This is a genomic window from Kitasatospora sp. NPDC091276, from assembly GCF_040684355.1.
Lineage (GTDB): Bacteria > Actinomycetota > Actinomycetes > Streptomycetales > Streptomycetaceae > Kitasatospora.
Genome location: NZ_JBFBFU010000004.1, coordinates 163,795 through 176,336 on the forward strand (window position 1 = coordinate 163,795; position 12,542 = coordinate 176,336).

Consider the following 12,542-nt stretch of genomic DNA (forward strand, 5'->3'; position numbering starts at 1 on the left):
CCGGGCGATGGATCCGGTGTTGGTGTTCGACGGGGACTGTTCGTTCTGTTCGTCCTGCGTGCGGTGGGCGGAGCGCTATCTGCGGCAGACGCTGGCCTCGGGGGGCTGGGACGCGGTGCCGTTCCAGTTCGAGGACCTGGCGGCGCTGGACGCGCGCGCGGGCGGGCTGGGCGAGGTGACCGCGGAGCGGGCGGAGCGCGAGGTGCTGTGGGTGACGCCGACGGGCCGGGTGTACGGGGGTGCGCAGGCGGTGGCGCGGCTGCTGATGCGTTCGGGCGGGGCGTGGGCGTACCTGGGGGCGGTGCTGGCGTCGGCGCCGGTGCGGCCGGTGGCGGGCCTGGCGTACCGCTGGGTGGCGCGCAACCGGCACCGGATGCCGGGGGGTACGGCGGCGTGCGCGCTGCCGCGGCGGTAGGGCGCTCAGTCGGTGTAGCGGGTGGCCAGGGCGGTCGGCATGGGTTCGTGGCGCAGGTAGGCGCGGGAGAACTCGGCGGTGCCGTGGGTGAGTGAGCGCAGGTCGACCGGGTAGCGGACGAGTTCGAGTTCGGGGACCTCGGCGCGCAGCAGGGTCAGGCCGGGGCCGCCGGTCTCGGTGCCGAGGACGCGGCCGCGGCGGGCGGAGAGGTCGCCGAGGACGGCGCCGAGGTAGTCGTCGGGCAGCAGGACGGTGACGGCGGCGACGGGTTCGAGCAGCCGGATGACGGCGTGCTCGGCGGCGTCGCGCAGGGCGAGGGCGGCGGCGGCCTGGAAGGACGCGTCGGAGGAGTCCACGGAGTGGGCCTTGCCGTCGGTGAGGGTGACCCGGACGTCGACGAGCGGGTGGCCGGTGGCGACGCCCTTGGCGAGCTGGGCGCGCAGGCCCTTCTCGACGGAGGGGATGAAGTGCTTGGGGACGGCGCCGCCGACGACGTGCTCCTGGAACTCGAAGCCGGAGCCGGCCGGGAGGGGTTCGACCTCCAGGTCGCAGATGGCGTACTGGCCGTGGCCGCCGGACTGCTTGACGAGCCGGCCGTGGCCGACGGCGGCGGTGCCGAAGGTCTCGCGGAGGGCGACCTGGGGTTCGACGGTGTCGACGTGGACGCCGTGCCGGGTGCGCAGGCGGTCGAGGACGACCTCGGCGTGGGCCTCGCCGGTGCACCAGAGGACGAGCTGGTGGGTGTCGGGGTTCTGTTCGAGGCGTAGGGCCGGGTCCTCGGCGGTGAGGCGGGTGAGGGCCTGGGAGAGCTTGTCGTCGTCGGCCTTGCTGTGGGCTTCGACGGCGATCGGGAGCAGGGGCTCGGGGAGGGTCCAGCCGTCGAGGTCGACGGGGTGGCCGGGGTCGTGGACGGTGTCGCCGGCGCGGGCGGTGGTGAGCTTGGCGATGCAGACGAGGTCGCCGGCGACGGCGTGCGGGACGGGCCGCTGGAGCTTGCCGAAGGGGCTGCTGAGGGCGGTGACGCGTTCGTCGCCGTTCTGGTCGGCGCTGTGGGCGGGGCCGGCGAGGTGGATGCGGGTGTCGGGGCGCAGGGTGCCGGCGTACAGGCGCAGCAGGCTGATCCGGCCGACGTAGGTGTCGCCGGTGACGCGGACGACCTGGGCGGCGAGCGGGGCGTCGGGGTCGCAGTCGGGGGCGGGGCGGGTGCGTTCGCCGGGGTCGGGGAAGGTGTGGACGATCAGGTCGAGGAGTTCGGTGGCGCCGAGGCCGTTCTCGCTGGTGGGGACGGCGGGGTGGAGGGCGCAGCTGAGGACTTCGCGGCGCAGGCCGGCTTCGAGGGCGTCGGTGTCGAGGGTGTCGCCGGAGAGGTAGCGCTCCATGAGCGTGTCGTCCTGGCCGGAGATGGCCTCGACGAGGCTGTCGTGGGCCGGCCCGGTGTCGGGCAGCGGGGCGGCCCGGCCGTAGGTGTCGCCGGTGAGCAGGTCGACGCTGCCGTCGGGGCGGCCGTCGTGGAGGACGGGCAGGAAGAGCGGGCGGAGGGTGTCGGGGCCCAGGTCGAAGGCGTCGTGGCAGGCGGTGAGGATGTCGTCGAAGCCGGTGCGGGCGAGGTCGAGTTTGGCGACGGCGATGGCGCGCGGGATGCCTTCGGCGGCGCACTCGCGCCAGAGTGCGCGGGTGGGGGCGGTGACGGGGTCGGTGGCGGAGACGACGAAGACGGCGGCGTCGGCGGCGTGCAGGGCGGCGCGCAGGTCGGCGGTGAAGTCGGGGTGGCCGGGCGGGTCGATCAGGTTGATCTTGACGCCCTTCCATTCGAGTGGGAGCAGCGAGAGCTGGACGGAGCGCTGCTGGTGGTGCTCGATGTCCTCGTGGTCGGAGACGGTGGTGCCGTCGGTGACGCGACCGGCCCGGCCGGTGGCGCCGGCGGCGAGGGCGAGGGATTCGGCGAGCGTGGTCTTGCCCACACCGCTGGAGCCGATGAGGACGACGTTGCGCAGGTCCCGGGGGGCGGTGACGGCGGGTGCCTGGGCGGCTCGTGCCGTGCTGCGGTCGGGCATCGGGGTCTCCTCCCGTCGCGCCGGGGCTGTCCTTCGAAAGTGTAGGTGCGGGTGCTGCGGCGGCGCGTGTCGTACGGGTGGGCGGTGACCGTCCGTGTGTGGGACGTGGCCGGGGTGTCGTCGGGCGGTGCGTGCGACGGAGCGTGCCTCCGGCCTGGCTACGATGGGTGGGCCGGACGGGCTGATCCGTCCGGCCGTCTGCCGCGCGTGTTGCGCCAGGCGGGTACCAGGGAGATCGGAGCGGTCGGGAAGGCCATGCTCAACAAATACGCGCGTGCCTTCTTCACACGTGTTCTGACCCCGTTCGCCGCGTTCCTGATCCGGCTGGGCGTGAGCCCGGACGCCGTGACGCTGATCGGTACGGCCGGTTCGGTGGCCGGTGCGCTGGTGTTCTTCCCCCGCGGGGAGTTCTTCTGGGGCACCATCACGATCACGCTGTTCATCTTCTCGGACCTGGTGGACGGGAACATGGCCCGCCAGCTGGGCCGGAGCACCAGGTGGGGGGCGTTCCTGGACTCCACGCTGGACCGGGTCGCGGATGCGGCGATCTTCGGTGGTCTGGCGATGTGGTACGCGGGCAAGGGTGACGACAACCTGCTGTGCGCGGTGGCGATCTGCTGCCTGGCGAGCGGGCTGGTGGTGTCGTACACCAAGGCGCGGGCGCAGAGCCAGGGACTGCCGTGCGACGTGTCGGGGCTGGTGGAGCGGGCCGAGCGGCTGGTGGCCAGCCTGGTGGCGGCCGGGGTCGCGGGTCTGCACAAGTTCGGGGTGCCGTACGTGGAGTGGCTGCTGCCGGTGGCGCTGTGGCTGGTGGCGGTGGGCAGTCTGGTGACGGTGTTCCAGCGCATGCTGACCGTGCGCCGGGAGGCGTTCGAGGCCGACCGAGCGGCGGCCGGGAGCTGATGGGGGGCGTCCTGCGGTGACGGACCGACTGGTGTACTGGGCGTACGCGCTGGGCTGGGCGGTGCTGAAGCACCTGCCGGAGCGGGTGGCGCGGGGCCTGTTCGACCGACTGGCGGACTACGCCTGGCGCCGGCGGGGCAAGCGGGTGCTCCAGTTGGAGGCGAACCTGCGCCGGGTCCGTCCGGGACTGGACGAGGCGGGCCTGCGGGCGCTGTCCCGGGTCGGGATGCGCTCGTACCTGCGGTACTGGATGGAGTCGTTCCGGCTGCCGGTCTGGAGCAGGGAGCGGGTGGCCCGGGACGTCCGGTCGGAGGGTCTGGAGAACCTGCGCGCGCCGATCGAGGCCGGTCGGGGCGCGGTGATCGCGCTGCCGCACATGGGCAACTGGGACCTGGCGGGCACCTGGGTGGCGCAGCTGGGCTTCCCGTTCACCACGGTCGCGGAGCGGTTGAAGCCGGAGCGGCTGTTCGACCGGTTCGTGGAGTTCCGGGAGGGCCAGGGCATGGAGGTCCTGGCGTTGACCGGGGGCGGGGCGAACGTGATCGGCACGCTGGCGCGGCGGCTGCGCGAGGGCCGGCTGGTCTGCCTGGTGGGGGACCGGGACCTCTCGGAGGCGGGCGTGGAGGTGTCGTTCTTCGGGGAGGCGACCCGGATGCCGGCCGGTCCGGCGGCGCTGTGCCAGCGCACCGGGGCGGCGCTGCTGCCGGTGACGCTCTGGTACGACGGCCCGGTGATGCGGGCGCGGATCCACCCCGAGGTGCCGGTGCCGCAGGAGGGCGACCGCAAGGAGCGGACGCAGGTGATGACGCAGGCGCTGGCGCGGGTGTGGGAGGAGGCGATCCGCGAGCACCCCGAGGACTGGCACATGCTGCAGCGGTTCTGGCTGGCCGACCTCCCGGTCCGTGAGACGGTGGAGGAGGCGGCCGCGCCGCACTCCGAGGCGGCCCGGGCGGCCGCGCCGGAGCCGGCCGGCGAGCCGGCGGCCGAGGCCTCCGGGTCCTGATCCCGGCCAGCAGGAGTACCCGAAGGAGCATGAGGAACCCGTGAAGATCGGCATCGTCTGCCCGTACGACTGGGACGTCCCCGGTGGGGTGCAGTTCCACATCCGGGACCTGGCCGAGCACCTGATCGGTCTGGGCCACGAGGTCTCGGTGCTGTCGCCGGCCGAGGACGAGGAGGCGCTGCCGCCGTACGTGGTCGGCGCCGGGCGGGCGGTGGCGGTGCCGTACAACGGGTCGGTGGCGCGGCTGAGCTTCGGCGTCCTGTCGGCGGCGCGGACGCGGCGGTGGTTGCACGAGGGCCGGTTCGACATCCTGCACGTGCACGAGCCGGCCGCGCCGAGCGTGTCGATGCTGGCCGCCTGGTCGGCGTCCGGGCCGATGGTGGGGACGTTCCACACCTCCAACCCGCGCTCGCGGGCGATGATCGCGGCCTCGCCGATCCTGCAGCCCGGCCTGGAGAAGATGCGGGCCCGGATCGCGGTGTCGGAGTACGCCCGGCGGACGCTGGTGGAGCACCTGGGCGGCGACGCGGTGGTGATCCCGAACGGCGTGGACGTCGGCTTCTTCGCGGACGCCGAGCCGGATGAGCGCTGGTGCGGCGGTGCGGCGGCCGGCGAGCCGGGCACGATCGGCTTCGTCGGCCGCATCAACGAGCCGCGCAAGGGCCTGCCGACGCTGCTGGCGGCGCTGCCGAAGATCCTGGCCGAGCGGCCGGGCGTGCGGCTGCTGGTGGCGGGCAAGGGGGACGAGGAGGAGGCCGTCGCCGGCCTGGCGCCGGAGGTCCGCCGTCAGGTGGAGTTCCTCGGCATGGTGAGCGACCGCGACAAGGCCCGGCTGCTGCGCAGCGTGGACCTGTACGTGGCGCCGAACACCGGTGGCGAGAGCTTCGGGATCATCCTGGTCGAGGCGATGTCGGCGGGCGCCCCGGTGCTGGCCAGTGACCTGGACGCGTTCAAGCAGGTGCTGGACGGCGGGGAGGCGGGCGAGCTGTTCCCGGTGGAGGACGCGGACGCGCTGGCCGCTGCGGCGCTGCGGCTGCTGGGCGATCCGGGGCGGCTGGGGGAGCTGAGCAAGGCCGCCTCGCGGTACGTGCGGCGGTTCGACTGGTCGACGGTCGGCGCGGACATCCTGGCGGTGTACGAGACGGTGGCGGCGGGGGCCGCGGCGGTGGTCGAGGAGGACGTGCGCGGCGGCCGGCGCGGCCGGTTCGGGCTGGCCCGGGACTGAGCCCGGCGGGCCCGGGACTTTTCCGGGGTGTCGGCGGCGTTAGGGTCGGTCGACCGTATTCGGGCACGACGCATGGGGGCACCGATGCCGCAGATCTCCGTCGACTACTCGCCGAGCCTGGCCGGCTCCTTCGACCGCCGGGCGCTGGGCGTGGCGATCAACCGGCTCGCGGTGGGGACGATCGACGCGAAGCCGGAGGCGTGCAAGACGCTGTTCCGGCAGAACGACGACTTCGTGGTGGGGGAGGGCGAGGGGGCCGCCGCGCAGGTGTACGTCGAGTTCCAGATCTTCCCGGGCCGTACGCCGGAGGCGAAGGCGGCGCTCAGCGAGGGCGTGCTGGCGCTGCTGGCGGAGCACGTCGCGCCGGCTCCGGGCACCCGGCTGCACACCGCGGTGAACGTCTCCGACATCGACCGCGGGTCCTACCGGAGCGCGAGCGCGGAGGGCTGAGCCGGTGACACCCGGTAGCGTTGCGCCCCGTGACTACCTGGATCTGGGCCGGCGTGGCCGTGGTGCTCTTCGGCATGTACCTGAGTTGGACGGCCGGTCGGTTGGACCGGCTGCACGCCAGGATCGACGCCGCGCGGGCCGCGTTGGACGCGCAGCTGGTCCGCCGGGCCTCGGTGGCGATGGAGCTGGCCACGTCCTCGCTGCTGGACCCGGCGGCCTCGCTGCTGCTGCTGGACGCGGCGCACGCGGCCCGGCAGGCCGAGGACGACCAGCGTGAGGTGGCGGAGAGCCAGCTGAGCCTGGCGCTGCGGGCGGTGTTCGCCGAGCCGGAGCAGGTGGCGGCGCTGGTGGCGGAGCCGGGCGGCGGGGACGCGGTGCGCGACCTGACGGCGGCGGTGCGCCGGGCGCCGATGGCGCGCCGGTTCCACAACGACGCGGTGCGGGCGGCCCGGGCGGTGCGCGAGCACCGTCTGGTGCGGTACTTCCGGCTGGCGGGGAAGGCCCCGTTCCCGCTGGCGTTCGAGATGGACGATGCCCCGCCGCCCGCGCTCACGCCCGAAGGGGCACCCGCCTAGGCTGTGCTCGGATACGGCCCGTTTGTCGCATCCCGTCGTCCGGGCTGGACTTGGTGGCGCATGGTTGCGTCACCCGTTCCGCCTACCATAGGGCGATAGCACTGGTTCATCTTCGAGTGAGGTCTCACGTGTCCACCACCCCCACCACCGCAGACCAGCCGCAGATCGGTACCGCCCGGGTGAAGCGCGGCATGGCCGAGCAGCTCAAGGGCGGTGTGATCATGGACGTGGTCAACGCCGAGCAGGCCAAGATCGCCGAGGACGCCGGCGCGGTGGCCGTCATGGCGCTGGAGCGGGTTCCGGCCGACATCCGCAAGGACGGCGGCGTGGCCCGGATGTCCGACCCGAACATGATCGAGGAGATCATCGAGGCGGTCTCCATCCCGGTGATGGCCAAGTCGCGGATCGGTCACTTCGTCGAGGCCCAGGTCCTCCAGTCGCTCGGCGTCGACTACATCGACGAGTCCGAGGTGCTGACCCCGGCCGACGAGGTCAACCACTCCGACAAGTGGGCCTTCACCACCCCCTTCGTCTGTGGCGCCACCAACCTGGGCGAGGCCCTGCGCCGCATCGCCGAGGGCGCGGCCATGATCCGCTCGAAGGGCGAGGCCGGCACCGGCAACGTCGTCGAGGCCGTCCGCCACCTGCGCCAGATCAAGAACGAGATCGCCAAGCTGCGCGGCTTCGACAACAACGAGCTGTACGCCGCCGCCAAGGAGCTGCGCGCCCCGTACGAGCTCGTCAAGGAGGTCGCCGAGCTCGGCAAGCTGCCGGTCGTGCTGTTCTCCGCCGGTGGCGTGGCCACCCCGGCCGACGCCGCGCTGATGCGCCAGCTCGGCGCCGAGGGCGTCTTCGTCGGTTCGGGCATCTTCAAGTCGGGCGACCCGGCCAAGCGCGCCGCCGCCATCGTGAAGGCCACCACCTTCTTCGACGACCCGAAGATCATCGCGGACGCCTCCCGCAACCTCGGCGAGGCCATGGTCGGCATCAACTGCGACACCCTGCCGGAGACCGAGCGCTACGCCAACCGCGGCTGGTAGTCGCCCCCTGTGCCGGCCCGTCGCAGCGCCTCGGCGCGCGGCGGGCCGCGTCACGTACATCCGTAGAACGATCTAACGAGGTTGAAGACCGTGAGCACTCCAGTCATCGGCGTCCTCGCCCTCCAGGGTGACGTCCGCGAGCACCTGGTCGCGCTGGCCGAGGCCGACGCGCTCGCCCGCCCGGTGCGCCGTGCCGAGGAGCTGGCCGAGGTCGACGCGCTGGTGATCCCCGGCGGGGAGTCCACCACCATGTCCAAGCTGGCGCTGCTGTTCGGCGTGATGGACCCGCTGCGCGAGCGGGTCGCCGCCGGGATGCCGGTGTACGGCACCTGCGCGGGAATGATCATGTTGGCCGACAAGATCCTGGACGGCCGGGACGACCAGGAGACCGTCGGCGGCATCGACATGACCGTGCGCCGCAACGCCTTCGGCCGCCAGAACGAGTCCTTCGAGTCCGGTGTCGCCTTCGAGGGCCTGGGCGACGCGCCGGTGCACGGCGTCTTCATCCGGGCCCCCTGGGTCGAGGGCGTCGGCGCGGGTGTCGAGGTGCTGGCCGAGCTGCCCGCCGCGGACGGTCCGGAGAGCCGGATCGTGGCCGTGCGCCAGGGCAACCTGCTGGCGACCTCCTTCCACCCGGAGCTCACCGGCGACCACCGCGTGCACGCCTACTTCGTCGCGATGGTCGAGGAGCACCTGGGGCGGCGCTGACCGTGTGCGCCTTTCCGGTGACGACACCGGTAAGATCTCATCTGTTTCATTTCCCTTTGGCGACGTAAAGGAGCTGGCGAATGTCCGGCCACTCTAAGTGGGCTACCACCAAGCACAAGAAGGCCGTGATCGACGCCAAGCGCGGCAAGCTCTTCGCCAAGATGATCAAGAACATCGAGGTGGCGGCGCGCACCGGCGGTCCCGACCCGGCCGGCAACCCGACCCTCTACGACGCCATCCAGAAGGCGAAGAAGAGCTCGGTCCCGATCGACAACATCAACCGCGCCGTCAAGCGCGGTGGCGGCCTGGAGGCCGGCGGCGCCGACTACCAGACCATCATGTACGAGGGCTACGGCCCGAACGGCGTCGCCGTCCTGATCGAGTGCCTCACCGACAACCGCAACCGCGCCGCCTCCGACGTGCGCGTCGCGATGACCCGCAACGGCGGCTCGATGGCCGACCCGGGCTCGGTGTCGTACCTGTTCACCCGCAAGGGCGTCGTGATCGTCCCCAAGGCTGACGGCGTGGACGAGGACAAGCTCTTCGAGGTCGTCCTCGACCAGGAGCCCGAGGAGATCAACGACCTCGGCGACTCGTTCGAGATCGTCTCCGAGGCCGCCAAGATGGTCGCCGTGCGCACCGCGCTGGTGGACGCCGGCGTCGACTACGACTCGGCCGAGGCCAACTTCCTCCCGAGCATGCAGGTCGAGCTGGACGTCGACGGCGCCCGCAAGATCCTCAAGCTGATCGACGTGCTGGAGGACAGCGACGACGTGCAGAACGTCTTCGCCAACTTCGACATCTCCGACGAGGTCGGTGCGCAGCTCGACGCCGAGTGATCGTTCTCACTCCCCGGCCCGGCGGTCTTCCGACCGCCGGGCCGGTGTCTTTGCGGGCGCTGTCGGACCCGGACGGTAGCCTTCGCAGGTCGCCCGCCGTGGGCCGGAGGGCGGGCCCGGGCCGGAGCGCCCGGAGGCGGGCGGCGACCAACGAGAGGCGGGGCTGTGGTACGGGTACTGGGCGTGGACCCGGGGCTGACCAGGTGCGGGATCGGCGTGGTCGAGGGTGCGCCGGGGCGGCCGCTGCGGATGGTCGGGGTCGGCGTGGTGCGCACCCCCGCCGAGGACGAGATCGGGCGGCGGCTGCTGCTGGTGGAGCAGGGCATGGAGGCCTGGCTCGACGAGCACGAGCCGGAGCTGGTCGCCGTCGAGCGGGTGTTCGCCCAGCACAACGTCCGGACGGTGATGGGCACCGCCCAGGCCAGCGCGGTCGCGATGCTCTGCGCCACCCGGCGCGGCATCCCGGTCACCCTGCACACCCCGAGCGAGGTCAAGGCCGCCGTCACCGGTTCCGGCCGGGCCGACAAGGCGCAGGTCACGGCCATGGTGCAGCGCCTGCTGCGGCTGGACGCCCCGCCCAAGCCCGCCGACGCCGCCGACGCGCTGGCGCTGGCCATCTGCCACATCTGGCGCGGCGGGGCGGTCAACCGCCTGGAGGCCGCGGTACGGGCGGCCCGCGCCACCCCCCTGAAAGGAAGCAGCCGGTGATCGCCTTCGTGCAAGGGCCCGTGGCGGCCATCTCCTCCGGACTCGCCGTGGTCGAGGTCGGCGGGGTCGGCATGGCCGTGCAGTGCACGCCGAACACGCTGGCCGGGCTCCGGCTGGGTGAGCCCGCCCGGCTCGCGACCTCGCTGGTGGTCCGGGAGGACTCGCTGACCCTGTTCGGCTTCGCGGACGACGACGAGCGCGCCGTCTTCGAGATCCTCCAGGCCGCGCCGGGCGTCGGCCCGAAGCTGGCGCAGGCGATCCTCGGGGTGCACAGCCCCGACGCGCTGCGGGCCGCGGTGGCCGGCGGCGACGAGAAGGCGCTGGTGGCCGTGCCCGGCATCGGGAAGGCGAAGGCCGCCAAGCTGCTGCTGGAGTACAAGGACAAGCTGGGAGCCCCGCACGGCGCGGTGCCGGCGCAGAAGCCGATCGCGAGCGGTCCGGCCCCCTGGAGCGAGCAGCTGCACTCGGCGCTGACCGGTCTCGGCTACGCTCCGCGCGAGGCGGACGAGGCGGTCGTGGCCGTCACCCCCGAGGCGGAGGCCCAGCAGACGCCGGACGTCGGCGCACTGCTCCGGCTCGCCCTGCGCGGCCTCAACCGATCCCGCTAAAGCCATCTGGCGATCTGTCCTCTTGTCGACTTTGGAGCATGTGCTGATGAGTCCGTACGACTCGGACCCGGGCGACCGGCTGGTGACGGCCGCCGCCGACGGGGAGGACCAGGCGGTCGAGGCGGCGCTGCGCCCCAAGCTGCTGGACGAGTTCATCGGTCAGGAGCGGGTGCGCGAGCAGCTGTCCCTGGTGCTCCAGGCGGCCCGCAAGCGCGGCAGCGCGCCCGACCACGTGCTGCTCAGCGGGCCGCCCGGGCTGGGCAAGACCACCCTGTCCATGATCATCGCCGCCGAGCTGGGCGCCCCGATCCGGATCACCTCCGGTCCGGCGATCCAGCACGCGGGGGACCTCGCGGCGATCCTCTCCTCGCTCGCCGAGGGCGAGGTGCTCTTCCTCGACGAGATCCACCGGATGTCCCGTCCGGCCGAGGAGATGCTCTACATGGCGATGGAGGACTTCCGGGTCGACGTGATCGTCGGCAAGGGCCCGGGCGCCACCGCCATCCCGCTGGAACTGCCGCCCTTCACCCTGGTCGGCGCCACCACCCGGGCCGGCCTGCTGCCGCCCCCGCTGCGCGACCGCTTCGGCTTCACCGGGCACATGGAGTTCTACGCCCCGGCCGAGCTCGAACGGGTGGTGCGCCGATCGGCCACCCTGCTGGACGTGGAGATCGACCCGGCCGGCGCCGCCGAGATCGCCGGCCGCTCGCGGGGGACGCCGCGCATCGCCAACCGGCTGCTGCGCCGGGTCCGCGACTTCGCGCAGGTGCGCCACGACGGCCAGGTCACCGCGGAGATCGCCGCCCGGGCGCTGGACGTCTACGAGGTGGACGCCCGCGGTCTGGACCGGCTGGACCGCGCGGTGCTGACCGCGCTGTTGCGGCTGTTCGGCGGCGGACCGGTCGGTTTGTCGACTCTCGCGGTCGCGGTGGGGGAGGAGTCCGAGACGGTCGAGGAGGTGGCGGAGCCCTTCCTGGTCCGCGAGGGCCTGCTCGCCCGGACCCCGCGCGGCCGGATCGCCACCGCGGCGGCCTGGCAGCACCTCGGGCTGACCCCGCCGGTCCAGACCACCCGGGGCGCCGTGCCCGCGCAATCCGAACTCCTCCGGGCCGACGAGGGCTGAACGGGTGATCGCCGCCCGCCGGTTCCCGGGAGGCGTCCGATGCGCCACCCCGGTGAGCGGCCCGCGTGCGAGCCGGGGGCGAAGTCCGGGGAAACTGTGCAGGCGGAGGGTCGCCACTTTCGGCGGCAGGATGCGATGCTTGGCGTTGTCCGATCAGTTCGGGGTCGCCTAGACTCCGCCGGACCGCCCCGCTCACCTGACGGGCCGACCAATACCACACAGGCCGCCGGTCGGCGGCCCGTAAAGGACCCTGGCTGCAGTGAACTTCATCATCCTTCTCCTCCCGATCATCGCGATCGTGCTCATGTTCCGGTCGCAGAAGAAGCGCCAGTCGCAGATGCAGCAGATGCAGACCTCGCTGGAGCCAGGGGCGGGGGTGCGCACCATCGGCGGCCTGTACGCCCAGGTGAAGGCGGTCAACGAGGAGACCATCGAGCTGGAGATCGCGCCCGGCGTGGTCACCCACTTCACCAAGAGCGCGATCGCCGCTGTCCTGGACCCCCAGGAGTACGACGCGATCATCAACGGTCGCCCCGCCGATGACGAGCTGGCCGAGCCGGAGGCCGAGGACGCCGACGCCGAGCCGGTCGAGGACAAGCCGCTGACGCTCACCAAGGACGGCGGCGCCAAGGGCGACGTCGAGGGCGGGGCTCCCGCGAGCAAGTAGTACGGTCGGGCACCAGCCCGGCCGCGCGGCCCAGTGCCGCGAGCCCACAGGACCTCAGGGCCGCAGAACCGCCATGCCCCCGTCCCGCCACAAGCCGGACGGGGGTCCGGTTGGGGGGAGTGGCATGGACAGGGAGAAACGAGCAAGGTGGCAACACCCAAGTCGCGCCCGCGCGACGGCTACCCAGGGCGGGCGCTGGCCCTCATCCTGGTCGTCACCGTCGG

General features: G+C 72.9%; 14 protein-coding genes. 13 read left to right on the forward strand and 1 reads right to left on the reverse strand.

What is annotated here, in order from left to right; translation table 11 throughout:
* Nucleotides 1-7 precede the first annotated feature (7 nt).
* Nucleotides 8-415, forward strand: coding sequence for a DUF393 domain-containing protein (locus AB0O19_RS06695; RefSeq protein WP_363618232.1), 408 nt, complete (start codon nt 8-10; stop codon nt 413-415).
* Nucleotides 416-420: 5 nt separating this feature from the next.
* On the opposite strand, the gene AB0O19_RS06700 is transcribed toward AB0O19_RS06695, so the two are convergent.
* Nucleotides 421-2,469: an elongation factor G-like protein EF-G2 gene (locus AB0O19_RS06700; protein WP_363618234.1), complete on the reverse strand. Its 2,049-nt coding sequence runs from the start codon at nt 2,467-2,469 to the stop codon at nt 421-423.
* Between the two features lie 255 nt (nt 2,470-2,724).
* On the opposite strand from AB0O19_RS06700, the gene pgsA reads away from it, so the two are divergent.
* The 12 genes from pgsA (at nt 2,725) to yajC (ending at nt 12,318) form a co-directional block, all read left to right on the forward strand.
* The gene (gene pgsA / locus AB0O19_RS06705) at nt 2,725-3,372 is read left to right on the forward strand and encodes a phosphatidylinositol phosphate synthase (RefSeq protein WP_363583060.1); all 648 of its coding nucleotides are present in this window, start codon (nt 2,725-2,727) and stop codon (nt 3,370-3,372) included.
* A 16-nt stretch (nt 3,373-3,388) separates the two neighbouring features.
* A complete protein-coding gene (locus tag AB0O19_RS06710) occupies nt 3,389-4,375 on the forward strand; it encodes a phosphatidylinositol mannoside acyltransferase (protein ID WP_363618236.1) in 987 nt (328 codons plus the stop codon).
* A gap of 40 nt (nt 4,376-4,415) precedes the next feature.
* A complete protein-coding gene (locus tag AB0O19_RS06715) occupies nt 4,416-5,600 on the forward strand; it encodes a glycosyltransferase family 4 protein (RefSeq protein WP_363618238.1) in 1,185 nt (394 codons plus the stop codon).
* Nucleotides 5,601-5,684: 84 nt separating this feature from the next.
* On the forward strand, nt 5,685-6,050 hold the full coding sequence (locus AB0O19_RS06720; protein WP_363583066.1) for an isomerase: 366 nt from the start codon (nt 5,685-5,687) through the stop codon (nt 6,048-6,050).
* Nucleotides 6,051-6,124: 74 nt separating this feature from the next.
* Nucleotides 6,125-6,625, forward strand: coding sequence for a hypothetical protein (locus tag AB0O19_RS06725; RefSeq protein ID WP_363618497.1), 501 nt, complete (start codon nt 6,125-6,127; stop codon nt 6,623-6,625).
* A gap of 128 nt (nt 6,626-6,753) precedes the next feature.
* Nucleotides 6,754-7,665 (forward strand): pyridoxal 5'-phosphate synthase lyase subunit PdxS, encoded by a 912-nt coding sequence (gene pdxS, locus AB0O19_RS06730; RefSeq protein ID WP_063346811.1) that lies wholly within the window; start codon nt 6,754-6,756, stop codon nt 7,663-7,665.
* Between the two features lie 90 nt (nt 7,666-7,755).
* The gene (gene pdxT / locus AB0O19_RS06735) at nt 7,756-8,373 is read left to right on the forward strand and encodes a pyridoxal 5'-phosphate synthase glutaminase subunit PdxT (protein ID WP_063350971.1); all 618 of its coding nucleotides are present in this window, start codon (nt 7,756-7,758) and stop codon (nt 8,371-8,373) included.
* A gap of 80 nt (nt 8,374-8,453) precedes the next feature.
* Entirely contained in the window at nt 8,454-9,212 is a 759-nt protein-coding gene (locus AB0O19_RS06740) for a YebC/PmpR family DNA-binding transcriptional regulator (protein ID WP_363583070.1), read from the forward strand.
* A 165-nt stretch (nt 9,213-9,377) separates the two neighbouring features.
* Entirely contained in the window at nt 9,378-9,920 is a 543-nt protein-coding gene (gene ruvC / locus AB0O19_RS06745; protein ID WP_363618240.1) for a crossover junction endodeoxyribonuclease RuvC, read from the forward strand.
* Nucleotides 9,917-10,528: a Holliday junction branch migration protein RuvA gene (gene ruvA / locus AB0O19_RS06750; protein ID WP_063346808.1), complete on the forward strand. Its 612-nt coding sequence runs from the start codon at nt 9,917-9,919 to the stop codon at nt 10,526-10,528. The genes ruvC and ruvA overlap by 4 nt, the downstream gene beginning before the upstream one ends.
* 46 nt (nt 10,529-10,574) lie before the next feature.
* Complete coding sequence (gene ruvB, locus AB0O19_RS06755; protein WP_363618242.1) at nt 10,575-11,651, forward strand: Holliday junction branch migration DNA helicase RuvB; 1,077 nt, start codon at nt 10,575-10,577, stop codon at nt 11,649-11,651.
* A 259-nt stretch (nt 11,652-11,910) separates the two neighbouring features.
* Nucleotides 11,911-12,318, forward strand: a complete 408-nt coding sequence (yajC, locus tag AB0O19_RS06760) for a preprotein translocase subunit YajC (RefSeq protein ID WP_363583076.1) — start codon at nt 11,911-11,913, stop codon at nt 12,316-12,318.
* Nucleotides 12,319-12,542: the final 224 nt, after the last annotated feature.